This is a genomic window from Nonomuraea sp. NPDC048892, from assembly GCF_040649735.1.
Classification (GTDB): Bacteria; Actinomycetota; Actinomycetes; order Streptosporangiales; family Streptosporangiaceae; genus Nonomuraea; species Nonomuraea maheshkhaliensis.
In genome coordinates this window covers 51,158-67,153 of the sequence record NZ_JBEZFZ010000003.1, presented here as the reverse complement: position 1 = coordinate 67,153, position 15,996 = coordinate 51,158, and the positions used below count along the sequence as shown (strand labels likewise).

General features: G+C 71.3%; 15 protein-coding genes. 7 read left to right on the top strand and 8 right to left on the bottom strand.

The features are described from left to right. Positions 1-79 precede the first annotated feature (79 nt). Positions 80-805, top strand: a complete 726-nt coding sequence (locus AB0C28_RS10075; protein WP_358073627.1) for a TioE family transcriptional regulator — start codon at positions 80-82, stop codon at positions 803-805. 15 nt (positions 806-820) lie between these two features. Here the strand turns inward: AB0C28_RS10075 and AB0C28_RS10070 are convergent, their stop codons facing one another. Beyond that, positions 821-1,381, bottom strand: coding sequence for a 2'-5' RNA ligase family protein (locus AB0C28_RS10070; RefSeq protein ID WP_358073626.1), 561 nt, complete (start codon positions 1,379-1,381; stop codon positions 821-823). Positions 1,382-1,571: 190 nt separating this feature from the next. On the opposite strand from AB0C28_RS10070, the gene AB0C28_RS10065 reads away from it, so the two are divergent. The 3 genes from AB0C28_RS10065 (at position 1,572) to AB0C28_RS10055 (ending at position 4,334) form a co-directional block, all read left to right on the top strand. Further along, complete coding sequence (locus AB0C28_RS10065; protein ID WP_357845082.1) at positions 1,572-2,291, top strand: DUF6882 domain-containing protein; 720 nt, start codon at positions 1,572-1,574, stop codon at positions 2,289-2,291. 147 nt (positions 2,292-2,438) lie between these two features. Continuing rightward, on the top strand, positions 2,439-3,476 hold the full coding sequence (locus AB0C28_RS10060; RefSeq protein WP_358073625.1) for a S66 peptidase family protein: 1,038 nt from the start codon (positions 2,439-2,441) through the stop codon (positions 3,474-3,476). A 27-nt stretch (positions 3,477-3,503) separates the two neighbouring features. Further along, positions 3,504-4,334, top strand: a complete 831-nt coding sequence (locus AB0C28_RS10055) for a maleylpyruvate isomerase N-terminal domain-containing protein (protein WP_357845088.1) — start codon at positions 3,504-3,506, stop codon at positions 4,332-4,334. 85 nt (positions 4,335-4,419) lie between these two features. Here AB0C28_RS10055 and AB0C28_RS10050 read toward each other — a convergent pair whose 3' ends face one another. Genes AB0C28_RS10050 through AB0C28_RS10035 form a run of 4 tightly spaced genes read right to left on the bottom strand, consistent with a single transcriptional unit; the run spans position 4,420 to position 8,207 of the window. Further along, a complete protein-coding gene (locus tag AB0C28_RS10050) occupies positions 4,420-5,007 on the bottom strand; it encodes an ATP/GTP-binding protein (protein WP_357845091.1) in 588 nt (195 codons plus the stop codon). Then, entirely contained in the window at positions 4,988-5,365 is a 378-nt protein-coding gene (locus AB0C28_RS10045) for a DUF742 domain-containing protein (protein WP_357845094.1), read from the bottom strand. Before AB0C28_RS10045 ends, AB0C28_RS10050 begins: the two co-directional genes overlap by 20 nt. Continuing rightward, on the bottom strand, positions 5,362-5,781 hold the full coding sequence (locus AB0C28_RS10040) for a roadblock/LC7 domain-containing protein (protein ID WP_346108268.1): 420 nt from the start codon (positions 5,779-5,781) through the stop codon (positions 5,362-5,364). The genes AB0C28_RS10045 and AB0C28_RS10040 overlap by 4 nt, the downstream gene beginning before the upstream one ends. Beyond that, positions 5,778-8,207 (bottom strand): nitrate- and nitrite sensing domain-containing protein, encoded by a 2,430-nt coding sequence (locus AB0C28_RS10035; RefSeq protein WP_357845098.1) that lies wholly within the window; start codon positions 8,205-8,207, stop codon positions 5,778-5,780. The genes AB0C28_RS10040 and AB0C28_RS10035 overlap by 4 nt, the downstream gene beginning before the upstream one ends. 278 nt (positions 8,208-8,485) lie before the next feature. Here AB0C28_RS10035 and AB0C28_RS10030 point away from each other — a divergent pair, with 278 nt between their 5' ends. Continuing rightward, positions 8,486-9,472 carry a terpene synthase family protein gene (locus AB0C28_RS10030; protein ID WP_358073624.1) on the top strand — a complete coding sequence of 329 codons (987 nt, stop codon included), beginning with the start codon at positions 8,486-8,488 and terminating at the stop codon, positions 9,470-9,472. Here AB0C28_RS10030 and AB0C28_RS10025 read toward each other — a convergent pair. Both AB0C28_RS10025 and AB0C28_RS10020 read right to left on the bottom strand, forming a co-directional pair. After that, the gene (locus tag AB0C28_RS10025) at positions 9,460-11,022 is read right to left on the bottom strand and encodes a prenyltransferase/squalene oxidase repeat-containing protein (RefSeq protein WP_358073623.1); all 1,563 of its coding nucleotides are present in this window, start codon (positions 11,020-11,022) and stop codon (positions 9,460-9,462) included. The two genes, AB0C28_RS10030 and AB0C28_RS10025, sit on opposite strands and share 13 nt — an antisense overlap. Beyond that, entirely contained in the window at positions 11,019-12,323 is a 1,305-nt protein-coding gene (locus AB0C28_RS10020) for a cytochrome P450 (protein ID WP_357845107.1), read from the bottom strand. Before AB0C28_RS10020 ends, AB0C28_RS10025 begins: the two co-directional genes overlap by 4 nt. A 404-nt stretch (positions 12,324-12,727) precedes the next feature. Here AB0C28_RS10020 and AB0C28_RS10015 point away from each other — a divergent pair, with 404 nt between their 5' ends. Beyond that, entirely contained in the window at positions 12,728-13,765 is a 1,038-nt protein-coding gene (locus tag AB0C28_RS10015; protein WP_358073622.1) for a polyprenyl synthetase family protein, read from the top strand. Between the two features lie 179 nt (positions 13,766-13,944). On the opposite strand, the gene AB0C28_RS10010 is transcribed toward AB0C28_RS10015, so the two are convergent. Next, complete coding sequence (locus tag AB0C28_RS10010; RefSeq protein WP_358073621.1) at positions 13,945-14,964, bottom strand: alpha/beta hydrolase family protein; 1,020 nt, start codon at positions 14,962-14,964, stop codon at positions 13,945-13,947. A 36-nt stretch (positions 14,965-15,000) separates the two neighbouring features. Here AB0C28_RS10010 and AB0C28_RS10005 point away from each other — a divergent pair, with 36 nt between their 5' ends. Next, positions 15,001-15,930, top strand: coding sequence for an aldo/keto reductase (locus AB0C28_RS10005; protein ID WP_357845116.1), 930 nt, complete (start codon positions 15,001-15,003; stop codon positions 15,928-15,930). Positions 15,931-15,996 lie beyond the last annotated feature (66 nt).

Here is a 15,996-nt window from a genome sequence, read left to right as displayed (position 1 = left end):
CGCGGGGCAGGAGACGCCGGCCGTTCCGCGACCGGGGACCGGGTAATCTGAGCAACCCGTCAACACGGAAAGGCGCTCGATGCCCGGTGCGCGACTCCGGCCGGTGGATCTGGCGCGTGAGCACGGCCTGTCGACCCAGGCGGTCCGCAACTACGAGGACGCGGCCATCCTGCCGCCCGCCGCCCGCACCGAGTACGGCTACCGCACCTACACCCGCCTGCACTCCCGGGCTCTGGGCGCGTTCCTCGCCCTGGTGCCCGCCCATGGCCACCGGACCGCCACGTCGATCATGTGCGCCGTGCACCGGGACGCGGAGGAGGAGGCGTTGCGGCTGATCGACGAGAGCCACGCCCAGCTGCTCGACGACCGCCGCACCCTCCGGGCCGTCGAACAGGCCCTGCGCGCCCTGGAACCGCCGGACCCGTCACCGGTCGCCGGCACGTTCATCGGCCCGCTGGCCGTCCGGCTCGGCATCCGGCCCGCGACCCTGCGCAAGTGGGAACGGGCCGGGCTGGTCACGCCGCGCCGCGATCCGCAGACGGGGTATCGCGTCTACTCGGCCGCCGACGTACGGGACGCGCAGCTCGCGCACCAGCTCAGGAGAGGCGGCTACCCGCTGGAGCAGATCGCCCTGCTGCTCGCCCAGGTCCGGGCGGCCGGCGGTCTCGCGCCCCTGGAGAGCGCACTGAACGACTGGCACGAGCGGCTGTCGGCCCGCGGCCGCGCGATGCTGCACGGCGCCGCCGAACTGCACGCGTACCTGAACGCCCGCACTCCGAGCGCCGACCGAACCGGACCAGAGTGAACCGGGGATGAGGCGTCAGGCGAGCGGGAACACCTCGCCCTCCGTCCAGCGCTCACCGTCCACGCACACCAGCAGTGTCACGGCCCGCGCCCGGGACGTCAGCGGCAGCTCCCCGTCCAGGGCCGACTCCTCCACCACGCCGGCGCGCCCCAGGGTCAGGTGCGGGATGATCGTGTCGTACGCCCCGCCGTACGGAGGCGTCTCCGGCCAGCGCGCCACGACCGCCTCCGTCAGCCGGACGAACGGCTCGGCGGGCTCCGGCGCCAGGTAGACCACCTCGGGAAAGCGCCCGACCCGCCGGAAGCCGACGTCCACGGCCGGATGCAGCCGGAACAGCGCCCGCAGCTCGGTTCGCACGTTGTCGTCGATCCGGCTCGTGTGCAGGAACGGCACCAGCACGGTCACGTGTGCCGGGATGCCGTCCTCGCGCTCCCGCCACCGCCCCACCAGCGCCTCCGCCTCCGGCACCGTCACCACCAGCGCCGTATCCCCGGCCCGATGCGCCGCCTTCCGCTCGCCCCCACCCGCCGAGCTCCCCGCACCCGCACCCTCGCCCACGTCACGCCGTTCCGTCATCGCTCCCCTCAGCTCACACTGCCCCCGCATGCCCTTGCCACCAGCGTGTATCGCATTTCTTTGGCCCTCGCCACCACGACGTCTCGCGTCGGTCCGAGCAGGGCGTCAGGGGTCGCTCGGTCCCTGCTTTATTCGGATATTTCGGGAAAGACTGCACTGGATTCGGGTGCGACCTAATAGTCTCCCGGGGGTGCAGAATTCGCTGACTTTCACCGACCTTCTCGACGACGCCGCCCTGATCTCCTTGGAACACCAGCTGCATCTGGAAGAAGTCCTGGCCGAGCACAGCTGGCACGTGGACCTCCAGGCGCAGCGTTTCGAGTTCACCGGGGTGCGGCCTCGCACGTGCACCGCCTTCCACCTGCTCGGCAGCGCCGCCCCCGGTCCGGGCTCGTGGTTGTGGGCGTGGGCGAACCCGTCCGGTTTCCCGCCCGAGGTCGCGGCGACGGCCGCGAAATTGCGCGACTTCGGGCTCCAGCACGGCATCCAGGAGCTGGCCTCGGCGGAGGTCCCGTTCAGTGCGCTGCCGGGCTCGCCCACGGAGCCGCATATCGTCGCCGGGCTGATGACCGAGGCGGCCAAGGCGGTGACCGGCCTCTGGACCTCCTACAACGGTGACGCGGGCGGCGGCACGCGCGCGGCCTTCCTGGTGGAGCACCCCGACTTCCACCTGCCTGTGATCGAGTCGGTCCGTGTCATGCGGGTCATGCAGCAGGCGCTCGCCGGCCTGCGACTGTCGGACCACCGGCGGGTGGTGTACAGCTATGCCAAGCACCGGGGCCTCGGTGTGAGGTTCGACGGCGATCAGGCCACGCTCTCCGGGCCCGGCCTGTCGGCGGTCGTGGACTTCGACGGGCTGGGGCGGATCGCCCACATCAACGCCAACCTGTCGTCCGCGAACGGCGGCTGAGCCCGCCCTCTTCCAACATCGACACCGCCGGGACGGCGCCTGACGCCGCCCCCGATATCAACGCCCCTCCGGCAGCGGCGCCGCCCTGACAGCCCCCGGACGGAAAAGCCGTGGCCCGGGTCAAGGGGCTCGGGTAACTTGCTCCGCATGCTGGCCTACCCCGACAAACCGGCGCCCGGTGACAGAGTCGCGATCCTGTCCCCGGCCGCCGGGCTGCCCGCCATCTTCCCCGCCCCGTACGAGCTGGGCCTGTCCCGCCTGGAGAAGGGCTTCGGGCTCATCCCGGTCGAATACCCGACCACCCGCGTGCTCGGCGCCTCCCCTGCCGCGCGCGCCGCCGACGTCAACGCGGCCTTCGCCGATCCGTCGATCAAGGCCGTGCTGACCTCCATCGGCGGCGAGGACCAGATCAAGGTGCTGCGTCACCTCGACCCCGACGTCCTGCGCGCGAACCCGAAGCCGTTCTTCGGCCTCAGCGACAACACCAACCTGTGCAACTACCTGTGGAACCTCGGCATCGTCTCCTACTACGGCGGCGCGATCATGACCGCGTTCGGCCGCGGCGGCGCGATGCACGCGCAGACCGAAGAGGCCCTGCGGGCCGCGCTGTTCACGCACGACGAGTACGAGCTGCGTCCCGCGACGGGCCACAGCGACGTCGACCGCGACTGGGGCGACCCGGAGACGCTGCTGAGCGAGCCCGAGCTGTTCCCCGGCGACGGCTGGCAGTGGCACGGCCCGGAACGTGAGGTGACCGGCCCTTCGTGGGGTGGCTGCCTGGAGATCGTCGACTGGAACCTGCGCGTCGGCACCCACATCAGGCCGCCCGCCACGTACGACGGCTGCGTGCTGTTCCTGGAGACCTCGGAGGAGCTGCCCGACGCGAATTACGTCTACCGCGTGGTCATGGCCATGGGCGAGCGCGGCCTGCTCCAGCACTTCGGCGCCGCCGTCGTCGGCCGGCCCAAGGCATGGTCGATGGACAAGCGGCTGACGCCGGAGGGCAAGGCCGAGTACATCGCCGCCCAGCGGGAAGCCGTGCTGAGGGCGTTCACCGAGTACAACCCGGACATTCCACTGGTCTTCAACGTGGACGTCGGGCACACGGACCCGCAGCTGGTCGTCCCGTACGGCGGCACCGTCACCGTCGCCCCCGCAGCCGGCCGCATCACCGTGCGCTACTGAGCACCGCTACCCGGGAGAACCACGAAAATGACGATCTTCGGTCCCGTCATCGACGTCCGCCCCTTGTTCCCGCGCGAACGGCAGGCCCTGCTCGGCCTGCTGCGCGCCCTCGGCCCGGGGGACTGGTCGAAGGAGACGATCTGTCCGGGCTGGGACGTGCACGACATCGCCGGACACGTGCTCAACGACTACCTGCGGCGCCTGTCGGGCAGCCGCGACGGCTACGCGGGCGCCGTCTTCGCCGACGACGAGACGCTGCCCGCCTACCTCGCGCGGACGAACGGGGAGTTCGTCGCGGCCACCCGCCAGCTCAGCCCGAGACTGCTGATCGAGCTGCTGGAGCATCTCGGGCCCCAGCTCGACGCCGTCTGGGCGGCGCACGACCTGGAGTCACCGGCCGGCCTGAACGTGTCCTGGGCCGCCACCGACGTCGACAGCCCCACGTGGCTCGACATCGGGCGCGAGTACACCGAGTTCTGGGTGCACCAGCAGCAGATCCGCGACGCCGTGTCCATGCCGGGAGCCACCCAGCCGGAGCTCATGGCTCCGGTGCCGTACCTCTTCGCCCGCGCCCTGCCGCACACCCTGCGCACGATCGAGCGGCCCGAGGGGACGGCGGCCGAGCTGGAGGTGCTGGGGCCGGCCGGTGGACGGTGGAGCACGGTACGGCGCGACGGCCGCTGGCGCATGGCGGAGGACGCGGGCGAGCCGGCCGCGCGGGTCTCGATGGACCAGGACGTGTTCTGGCGGCTGGCGAGCAGGGGCATCACCGTGGGGGAGGCGCGCGAGCGTTCCACGTCGAGCGGCGACCCCGAGCTCACGGCCGCGATGACGACCCTGCTCGCCGTCGTCGCCTGAGCCCGACCCCGGGCCTACAGGCCGATACCCCGGTCGAACGAAAAAGCCTGGGAACGCTCTTCCGAGCGCTCCCAGGCCCGGGAGATCAGCTGCCGACCGGCTCGGCGCGCAGCCGGGCCGAGTGCTTGACCAGCGCGATCAGCACCTCACGACTCGACTCACGCTTCCTCGCGTCACACATGATGATCGGAACGGACGGGCTGAGCTGCAGCGCCAGGCGTACCTCGTCCAGCTCGAACGTCGGCGCCCCCTCGAAGCAGTTGACCGCCACCACGAACGGCGTCCCGCGCCGCTCGAAGTAGTCGACCGACGGGAAGCAGTCGGCCAGCCGCCGGGTGTCGGCCAGGATGACCGCGCCCAGGGAGCCCTCGGCCAGCTCGTCCCACACGAACCAGAACCGCTCCTGCCCTGGCGTGCCGAACAGGTACAGGACGTAGTCGCTGCCCAGCGTGATGCGGCCGAAGTCCATCGCCACGGTGGTGGTCCGCTTGGCCTCGACGGACGTGAGGTCGTCCACGCCGATGCCGCGGTCGGTCAGCACCTCCTCGGTGCGCAGCGGCCGGGTCTCGGAGACGGCTCCCACCATGGTCGTCTTGCCCGCGCCGAACCCACCCGCGACCAGGATCTTGATCGCCGTCGGCAGGCGCGGACGCTCAGAGCGAGCGAAGACCATCGAGCACCGCCCTGTACATCTTCATGTCGTGCATGTCCACCTCGGATCGTGGTTCCTGCGCGGAGACGAGTTCACGGTCGAACAGGTCGCCGAGCAGCACCCGGATCGTGCCCGCCGGCAGGTCCAGGTAGGCGGCTATCTCGGCGACGGACTTGGGCTCGCGGCAGAGCTGGATGATCCGCAGGTGCTCGGGATCGAGCCCCGCGTCCGGCCCGGGTGGAGGGCCCACCGCCAGCGCCATGGAGATCAGGTCGAACCTGCCGTGGGCAGGCTGGGTACGGCCGCGCGTGACGACATAGGGCCGGATGATCTCCGGATCCACCCAGTGCTCGTCCGTGGGCTCGCCGGCGCCTCTCACCGGTCGCTCCTGGCGATGGCCTCGGCGTTGCGGGCCCCCGAGGTCAGGTATTGGCCCACGCGGGCCACCAGCATCGCCATCTCGTACGCGACCAGCCCGATGTCGGCGTTCTGCGCGCACAGCACGGCCAGGCAGGCCCGCTCGCCCGCGGTGGTCACGATGAGGAACTGGTTCTTCCACTCGACGACCGTCTGCCGCACCTCGCCGCCGGAGATGTGCTCGGAGACTCCCTTGGCCAGGCTCTGCAGCCCTGAGGCCACGGCGGACAGGTGCTCGCCGTCGGTCCGCTGCAGGCCCGCGGAGGAGGCCATGAGCAGTCCGTCCGACGACAGCACGATGGCGTGCTCGGTCTCCTTGATCCGGCCGACCAGGTCGTCGAGCAGCCAGTTGAGGTCGGTTCCCGTAGACGGGGTCATGCTTCACCTCCGGGCTGCTCGTCCATCATCTCGGCCGCGCGGGTGCGGCCCAGACGGGTGCCTGACTGCAGAGATCCCATCATCGCGCGGATCTCCTCCGGCGAGCGCTCGTCATCGTCCTCCTCGAGGTCGGGCTGCGTGGGCGTGTCGTCACGCAGCGCTGGCGCCAGGTTGGCCTGGGGCACGCGCAACGGTAGCCCCGATGGGGTGAACTCGGCCACAGGTTGCTGCTCCGGGTCGGCCGGCTTCTCTGTCGCTGTTTCTGGGGTGGGCGCCGGGGCGCTCTTGGGCTCTGGGGCCGGCTCAGCGGCCGGCTTCGGGTCGGCCACGGGGGTGGGACGCGACACCGGCCGGGGCTCCGGCCTGGTCGCGGGCCTGCTCCCCGGTCCGTTCTCAGGAGTGGCCGAGGGACGCGGGACGGCCGTGGGGCGGCCGGGCTTGAGCGTGCGCACGTTCTCGGCCGAGGCCGGCCGGGTCGCCGCCGCCACCGCCGGCTGCCTGCGCGGCAGCCGGTCACGTCCTTCGCCGTCGTGCGGCTCGGGCGTGGGGTCGAGCTGGACGAGCTCCTGCGGCAGCAGGACGACGACCGTCGTGCCACCGTACGGGGACGCCTTCAGCACGACCTGGATCTCGTGCCGCCTGGCGAGCTGGCTGACCACGTAGAGGCCGAGCCGGGCGGTGCCGGTGATGCGGAACTCCGGCGGGTCCGCGATGCGCTCGTTGGCCGCCTCCAGGTCCTCGGGCTTCATGCCGAGGCCGCGGTCCTCGATCTCGATCACGTACCCGTTGGCCACGAGCTGCCCGCTGACCTGCACGTTCGTGTAAGGCGGCGAGAACGACACGGCGTTCTCGATCAGCTCGGCGAGCAGGTGGATCACGTCACCGACGGCCCGGCCGACGAGCACCACGTCGCCCATCGGCATGAGCGAGACCCGCGTGTAGTCCTCGACCTCGGCCAGCGCGCCGCGGACCACGTCGACCATGGGGACCGAGCGCCGCCATGTCCGGGCGGGCGCGGAGCCGGACAGGACGATGAGGTTTTCCGCGTTGCGCCGCATCCGGATGGCGAGGTGGTCGAGCCGGAAGAGCTCCTTGAGCTCCTCGGGGTCGGTCTCGCGGCGCTCCATCACGTCGAGGACGGTCAGCTGGCGGTGCACCAGGCCCTGCGTCCTGCGGGCCAGGCTGAGCAGGATGTCGCGGATGCTGCGGCGCAGCTCGGCCTGCTCGGCGGCGACGCCGATGGCGGTGCGCTGGACGGTGTTGAACGCTTGGCCCACCTGGCCGATCTCGTCGTCACCGAAGTCGAGCGCGGGCGCCTCCTTGGCGACGTCGACCTCCTCGCCCTGGCCGATGCGCTCGACGATGCCGGGCAGGCGGTCGTCGGAAAGCTCGTGGGCGGCGTCGCGCAGCTTCTGCAGCTGGGCGAACAGGGACCGGGCCGTGGTGATGGACAGCATGATCGAGGCGATGACCGCGAGGAGGCCGAGGCCGCCGGCCAGGACCAGCCGGACGATCACGTTGACGGCGACCGGCACCGTCCGCTCGACCACGCGGTCACCGGCGTCGAGGACCATGGTGTTGAAGTCGGTCAGGAAGCGCTCGGTGGCCGACTTCCACTCCGCGGCGGTGAACGGCAGACTCAGGGAGCTCTGGTCGTAGGCCATGACCCTGTTCTCCAGGGTCTGCAGCCGGACGGCCGACTGCCCCTTGATCAGCTTGTCGTAGGCGGCCCGGTCGAAGTCGGGCAGGTCGGTCGCGGCCTGTTCGGCGGTGATCCGCCAGGAGCCCACCATCTGGGAGAAGCCGGCCAGGGTGTCGGGGGTCAGCCGCCCGTCGGCGAGCGCGCCGGCCAGCAGCGCGTCTTCTCTGGTGAGGAGCTCTCTGGCGCGGCTCAGGGCGAGCAGCGAGCGGACGTCTCCGGCGAGCTCCTTGTCGTCGAGCGTCGCCAGCGAGCCGTAGAGGCCGTAGATGGGGTCGATGACGTCGGCGTACGCGTCCGACGTGCGCGTCTGGTCGAACCGGCCCGCGTCGATGCCCTTGCGGACCTCCTTGAGGGACTCCAGCCGCGTCAGCATCTCGGCGAGCCGCTCGTCGCCCTGGTCGTCGAGAGCCAGATCCACCACGCCGGAGCTCGCCGACTCACGGAAAGCCGCGTGGAAGCGGTCGGTCTGCTTACGCTGCGTTTCCAGTTCTTTGCGAGATTGGGCGGTCTTCTCGCTCAGTCTCACCATCGAAATACGACGCTCTTTTTGCAGCGCGAACAGCAAAGGGTCGCTCGGGGCCGACACAGCGCTGTCGAGTTGGGAGACCCAGAGGAGGTTGACGCCCTCACGGAGGGTGACCCACGCGGCGAAGACCCACAAGGCTGCCAGGGAGAGCAGCATGGCCGTGATCTTGGTCCGCAGCCGCGTCTTGCGGAAGCGCATTATATCCACCCGGTGAAAGTCACATGTTGAACGCCAGCCACCTGACGTGCGGGGACGCTGGACATCATATCGATCAAGGGACTCTAGCGCACCGGCAAAGCGTCTCTCAAGCAACGGTAATCACACTTGCCGGGCTATTGACACAATTTAGTCAAATTCACCCCAAAATGGGTCAGAAACGATATTCTCGGCAAGTGACCGAGCCTGCCTCCGTTTATTTCCGCATCCACAATGACCTCGCTGACCAGCTCCTTCAACAGTCACATCAACTGGCGGGCGTGCCACCGGAGGACCGCGGCGGCATCCTGCGAGCCGCACTCGACTCCGCCCCTGATGTGGCCCGTCTGCTGAGTCCCTATACCGCCCTTTTCGCCGACGGAGACAGCGCCGGAAGCCGGCTGGCCTTCAGCTGCCTGTCGGCCGCGGCCACGTTCCCGGGGGCGCGGCGCGAGCAGATCGCCGACCTCGGGGCCCTGAGCACGATCCTGTTCGGCGTCGACGACATCACCGACAACGTCACGGGCAGCGTCATGGGCAGCGTCATGGGCAACGTCACGGGCAGGTGGACTGACCAGGACGTCGTGGCGCTGTTCCGGCGGCTGTCCTCCGTCCTGGTCGGCGAGCGGATCGAGACGGGGCCGGGCACCACGCCCATGGAGCAGGCCCTGCACGCTTGGCAGACGTGGTGCGACCGCTTCCACGGGTACGGCGCCGCCGCCGCGTACGCGCCGCTCCTGGCGGAGCAGCTGGAGCTCACCGGCGCCGCCATGGCGCAGGAGAGCGTCTGGGCGACGGGCGGCGAGCCGTGGCCCGCCTACGCGGACTACCTGCCCAACGCCACCGTCACGTTCCTCTACCACACGTGGTGGCTGGCGGCGCTCGGGATCTGCGGCCCGGGCCCCGCCGACGCCGCCGCCTGGGAGACCGTCGGGCAGGTCACCGAGCTCGGGGCCGCCTGCCTGCGGCTGGCCAACGACGTCAGGACGTTCGAGCGCGAGCGGAGCGAGGGCAAGCCGAACGCGGTCCTCATCCTCGAACGCGCGGGCCTGCGTACCGAGGCGGCCGTCGAGCAGGTGTCGGCGCACATCCGCGAGCTCAACGCGGACTTCACGCGGGCGCTGGCCGGCCTGCCCGCCGATCTGGCGTGGGTCGCCGACGGGCAGCGCAGGTGCGTGTTCTTCAGCGGCGGCTGGTACATGGCCAGGGACACGCACGCGTACACCGTCCAGGACCTCGCCGCCGACGCGGACGCTCATCGCGGCTGAACCGCCTGTGCCCGTGCCCGCCGGACGAGGTGCGACGACGCGATCACGGCGGCGCGGGCCACGGCGGTGGGCACGTACAGGTCCTTGTCGTGCCAGAGCGGCGGGTGCTCGCCGGCCCGGCCCGACAGGTGCGCGTGACCGCGGTCCGCCGCCTCCAGCCGCCGCGGGTCGGCGTGCCCGCTGGTCAGCAGCAGGATCTGGATCGCGTACGCGGTCTCCTCCGCCGTGCCCTCCCATCGGCCCCACGAGCCGTCCTGCCGCTGGGTCCGCAGCGTCCACTCGGCCGCCGCGCGCACCGCGTCCCGCGCGGACTCCCCGCCGAAGGCGTCGAGCGCCAGCGCGCAGCTCACGGTCGCGTAGTACGGGGACGCGTGCCACCGGTCCGTCCAGCTCCCGTCCGGCTGCTGGCGCTCGCGGATCCACCCGGTCAGCTCGCCGATGGCCGCCTCGTAGCGCGGCGCGGCGGCGGGCACGCGGCGGACGTACTCGCCGAAGGCGTCCAGGATGTGCGCGTTCACACTGACCGAGACGCCCTGCTCGCCGGGCCAGGTGGAGAAGTGGGTGCCGGCCCGGAACCCCCACAGGCTGTCCGGTTCGTACGGCGCGTCCAGCAGCGCCAGCGCGTACAGCGCCACGGACGTCGTGTCGGCGTCGGCGGGCAGTCCAGGGCCCGCGGGCGTGCCGGCCGGGCCGATCGCGGTCCTGATGTCGGCCACCATCTCCGGCGGCACCTCGATCTCCACCCCCGCCCGCAGCAGCCAGCTCAGTACCCAGCCGCGCTCGAACACGGTGATGGGCAGCCCCACGGGCACGGGGCCCCCGTACAGCCGGACCACCGCCTCCAGGTGCCCGCGGGCCGGGTCGTGCGCGTCGCGCTCCCCGTGCTCTCCGAGCCAGGCGGCGGTCGCCGCGGGTGAGGCGCCGACGCTGCCGATCGGGGTGGGCCGGATGCCGGGCGCCCCCGCGGCGGCGTCGGAGGCGATCTCCAGGGCGTGCAGCAGCTTCTCCGGCACCTCCTTGCCGGACCTGACCCGCGACCTGACGACGTGGAGCGCGTCGTAGCTCATGGCCGCGGGCAGCGGGATCGGCGCCTGACCGGGTAAGTCCTCGACGCGCTGGTTGATGCGGGCGATCAGGGAGGGGACGATGTGCTCGATCGCCGGCATGTCGGGCAGGTCGAGCGGGCCGCTCAGCCAGGTGGTGAGCACGCGCAGGCCGCGCTCCACCGCGCCGGCCAGGCTCGCGCGATCGGTGTCCGGGTCCGCGCGCGTCAGTGCCGCCAGGAGGCCCTCGGTGGCGCTCAGGGTCGGCACCACGCCGTACCCGTCGGGCGCGCCCCAGGCGCCGTCCTGGCGCTGCGTGCGGATCAGGTAGTCGGTGCGTTCCCGATGCCCGGTCAGCCAGGGGGCCAGCGACACGAGCCGGCCGGTCTCGTACACGGAGGTCGAGACCTGCCCCCACGGCCGCAGCATGAGGCTCGTGACCAGTTCGCCCGCTTCCGCGGCGATGTCCGTACCCGCGGTGATGTCCGCCGCCTCGCCGACGCTCACGCCGCACGCGTCCGCTCGGCCGGGTGCAGCTGGAGGAACAGCTTCTGCTTGGGTCTCAAAGTGGCTCCCCCTGGTACGGGCTTCAGCTGCTGCGGATTGGCCACGACCGGCCGGAACCTGCTCATCACGTTGGCGATCACCAGGGAGGCCTCGATGTAGAACAGGTGCTGGCCGAGGCAGACGTGCGGGCCCACCCCGAAGGGGACGAACGCGTACCGGTGCGAGAGCGCGGTCTTCTCGTCGGCCCAGCGCTCGGGGTCGAACTCCAGCGGCCGGGGCCAGAACTCCTCCAGCCGGTGGGTCGTGTACGGGCTGATCAGCACCTGGGACCCCGCCTTGATCGGCACGCCGCCGATCTCCGTGTCCGCCACCGTCTGGCGGGGGACGACCCAGGCGTTCGGATAGACCCGCAGCAGCTCCTGGAGGACCATGCGCAGGTAGGGCATCGAGGTGATGTGCGAAGGACGTACCGGATCGTCGCCCACCACCCGGTCGACCTCCTCCTGCAGCCGCTCCCGCACGCCGGGATGGTCGTGCAGCACCTGCCACAGCCAGATGAGCGACATGGCCGTGGTCTCGGAGGCGGCGCCGTAGATGTTCACCAGGTCGTCGCGCACCTGCCGCAGGTCGGCCTCGCCCTCCTTCTCCAGCCGGGCCGCGAGCAGCGCCGAGACGACCTCCTTGCTCCTGGTTTTCTCGTGCCGCGCCTGCTCGATGAGGGGGTAGACGATCTCGTCGATCTTCTTCGCCGACCGCAGGAAGGCGCGGTCGCCGGGCACCCTGATCGAGTACGGGGCGAAGGGGAGCAGCATGCGGAAGCCGATCGAGGTCGCGCAGGTGGCGAACTCGGGCGCCAGCCGTTCGGCGGTGTCACGGGAGATCCGGCCGCCGAACAGCACCTTGATCACGGTGTCGTTGACGATCGAGGTCATCTGGTGCTCAAGGTCGATCGGCCGGCCCGCCCGCGAGTAGTCGTCGAGCTCGGAGATGCGCGCGGCGATGGTGTCGGCCATGTCCTCGGCCAGCGAGGCGGTGTAGCGGGCGGTGAACAGCGGCTGGAGGATCTTCCGCGCCGACGCCCAGCTCTCGCCCTCGCCGAGGATGCTGTGCCCGATCAGGCGCTGCAGCGGCCGCCAGAAGACGCCCGCGCGGACGAAGTTGGTCCAGTCCGTCTTGAGCACCTGCTGGACATGGTCGGGGTGCGAGATGAGGTACGGGCGGAACGGCCCGAGGTGAAGCCGGACGACCCGCCCAGCGGCGTCGGTGCCCATCCTGGCCAGCTCGGTGACCGGGTCGCTCACGAGCCTGGGAATGGCGTGGTGGGAGGGAACGATGTGAGGTGTGTTGGTGCGGGTTGCCTTGGCGTGCGGCATGACAGCGATCCCCGATCCGGATGCGATGGCACACGAGAGCCGGCGGGCGTCGGCGTCCGTGATGCCTGCGTGTCTGATGGGTGAGAGGCGGCGTCTGAACTAGATGGGGGGAAGGGCGGGTCGCGGTGCGGCTCGAGTGGCTGTGGCCGGCTCAGCGGGCGCCTTCGCGGGCACTCTGGTCGCACGAGCCCCGAACGCCACTTGTGATCCCTCCATCGCTTACGGTGCCCGTCTCACATCACGGACATCTCCTGACAAAAGTCAACCGTCTGGTGGAGTATCACATGCTTGTGCATGTAGATTCAAGATCGTACCCGGGGTAGGAGCGCCAGTTGAATCTCAGCCATCCGTTGCGCGGGGCCACGATGGCCCGCTGTCGCGGCCTCCTCGACCCCGCCCTCAGGGACGCCGTATCGGTGCTCGACCCCTGGGGGGAGCGCATGGCCGCGTTCGCTCTGGGCCGGTCCGACACCGACGGCGGCCCGCGCGGCGGGGTCGATGAATCCGGAGGGAGCGGTGGCGACGGCGGCAAGGGTGTGCGGCCCGCCATCGCCCTGCTGAGCGCCGAGGCCGTCGGGGCGCCCGCCGAGTCCGCTCTGCCCGGCGCGGTGGCGGTGGAGCTGGTGCACGCGTTCTCCCTGGCTCACGACGACATCATCGACCGCGACGAGCTGCGCAGGCACCGCGCCGCCCTGTGGAAGGCGTACGGCGTGGGCCCCGCGCTGCTCACCGGTGACGCGCTGCTGGCGCTAGCGGTCAGCCAGCTGGCCGGGCGGCCGGAGGCGATGCCGTACCTGTCGGCCGCCCTGATCGAGCTGGTCCAGGGGCAGAGCGCCGACATGGCCTTCGAGAGCCGCCCGTGGAAGGGGCCGGGCGAGGTCGGCATCGACGAGTACGCCGAGATGGCCGCGGGCAAGACCGGCGGTCTCCTGGGCGCCGCCGCGGCGGCCGGCGTGGCTCTGGGCGGGGCGCCGGAACTGGCCGACGCCATGTGGGCGATGGGCCGCGACCTCGGGGTGGCCTTCCAGATCGTGGACGACATGCTCGGCATCTGGGGCGATCCGCGCGTGACGGGCAAACCCATCTACAGCGATCTGCGGCGCGACAAGAAGACGCTTCCCGTGCTGGCGGCGCTGGCCGACGGGGGTTCCGCCGCCCGCGAACTGTCCGCCCTGCTGGCGGCCGGGGCGACGGACGAGGAGTCCGTACGGCACGCCGCCCACCTCGTGGAGGAGGCCGGCGGCCGGGAGAAGGCCCAGGCGCTGGCCGATCGGTACGTGGAGAGCGCGCTCGGCGTCATCGACGAACACCTGCCGGACGCCGGCGAGCTCCGCGCCCTGTGCGACTCCCTGGTCGACCGGGTCAACTGACGCGCGGGTCCGTCGCGTCAACTGACGTCGGTCCGCCGGATCGGCCGACATCGGTCCATCGGGCCGGCTGACATCGGTCCATCGGGCCGGCTGACATCGGTCCATCGGGCCGGCTGACATCGGTCCATCGGGCCGGCTGACCCCGGTCGAGTCCTGCCGGTCGAGTCCTGCCGGTCGAGTCATGCAGGTTTTGCCCCGATCGCGTTCATGAGCCGCGGATAGACCCGGTGCAGCTCCCGCTGCCAGTACACGTGCCGGTGCCCGCCCTGGTAGAAGTGGGTGCGTACCGGGATGTCCAGCTCCTCCAGCCGCCCGGCGAACAACCTGGCCGCCCGGTTCGCCAGGTCCTCGACTATGTCGCCCTGCCCGGCGGACACGTACAGCTCGACGCCCTTCAACCGCCCGGCCAGGTCGTAGGGGTTGTGCGCGCGCCAGACGTCCCGCTGCGCCTTCGGGTCGCCCCAGACGCGCTTCCAGTCCGTGCCGAAGCAGCCGATCGTGGTTCCCGCCATCACGGCCTGCGGGACGCCCGGCGCCAGGATGTGCAGCGCGCCGCTGAACGAGGCCGCCGCCTCGAACCGGCCCTCGGCCGCGTACAGCATGGCGCCCTGACCGCCCATCGAATAGCCCGCGACGGCGCGCCGGCCGCCCGCCCGGTAGCGGGACTCCAGCAGCGGCAGCAGCTCGTCGAGGTGGTACGACCTCCAGCGCGGCGGGCCGCCCGCACCGCCGTTCCACCAGTCGGAGTAGCTGCCGCACCGGCCGCCGTCCGGCATCACGACGAGCACGCCCGTGTCGCGGGTCAGCGCCTCGACGTCGGTCCGCTCGGTCCAGGACGTGTGATCGTCCAGCCCGCCGTGCAGCAGCCACAGCACCGGCCAGCCGGTACGCGACTCCCAGCCGCGCGGGAGCAGCAGGCGTACGCCCGTGGTGGCGCCGAGGGCGTCCGACCTGATCGTCAGCTCCATCCTGCGCTCGTCGAGCCGCCGCTCCGCCACGACCTCCGCCGGGCTCTCCGCGGACCTCTCCGCCGGGCCCTCTGCACCGGTCCCGGTCTCGTTCGCGGACGGGCGGGGTTCCTCGTGAACCCCCGGCAGGATCGTCACCACGCCCGCCAGGAACAGACCGCCGGTCACGACCAGGAACAGCCCGCCCGCGACCACCGCGCCGACCAGGCATCCACGTAAGCGGGGCCGCATCGAGCCTCCCAACCAGGGTGCGCGGATAATAGCGGGATGAGATCACTGGGCACTACCGGCCTGTCCGTTTTCCCGATATCGCTCGGCACCAATGTCTTCGGCTGGACCGCCGACAAGGAGACCTCGTTCGCCGTCCTCGACGCCTACGTCGAAGGTGGCGGCAACTTCCTCGACACGGCGGACGCCTACCCGTACTGGGCGACGGGGGAGTCCACCTCGGAGACGATCATCGGCGAGTGGCTGGCCGAGCGTCGTAACCGCGACTCCATCGTGCTGGCCACCAAGGTCGGCATGCTGGAGGGGCACAAGGGGCTGGCGCCGGCCACGATCAGGACGGCGGTCGAGGGCTCGCTGCGGCGGCTGCGTACCGACTACATCGACCTCTACTGGGCACACGTGGACGACCGGGACACGCCGCTGGTGGAGACGCTGTCCACGTTCGACACGCTGATCCGCGAGGGCAAGGTGCGCCAGGTGGGCGCCTCCAACTACGACGCGCCGCGCCTGGCCGAAGCCCTCAAGATCTCCGGCGAGGAGGGGCTGGCCCGGTATGTGGCGTTGCAGCAGCCGTACAACCTGGTCGACCGCGCCTACGAGGGCGAGCTGCGCGAGGTCGTGGTCACGGAGGGTCTGGCCAGCACACCGTACTCGGGGCTGGCCCGCGGCTTCCTGACCGGCAAGTACACGCCCGGGGCGAACGTGGACAGCCCACGGGCGGATGCGGCGGCCCGCCACCTGGAGACCTCGCACGGGCCCAGGGCGCTGGAGGCTCTCGTCCGGCTCGCAGGGGAACGCGGGGACGCACCGGCCTCGGTGGCCCTGGCCTGGCTCGCCGCCCAGCCGACGATCACGGCACCGATCGCGAGCGCGCGCAACGTGGAGCAGCTGCGGCCTTTGCTGGCGGCGGCGGAGCTGACGCTGAGCGAAGAAGAACTCACCCTCCTGGACGAGGCCTCCCGCCCCTGACCCGCCACCGCCCTGCCCAGCAGCGCGCCCTGCCGGGCAACTCGCCGTGCCCGGCAGCCCGTCATC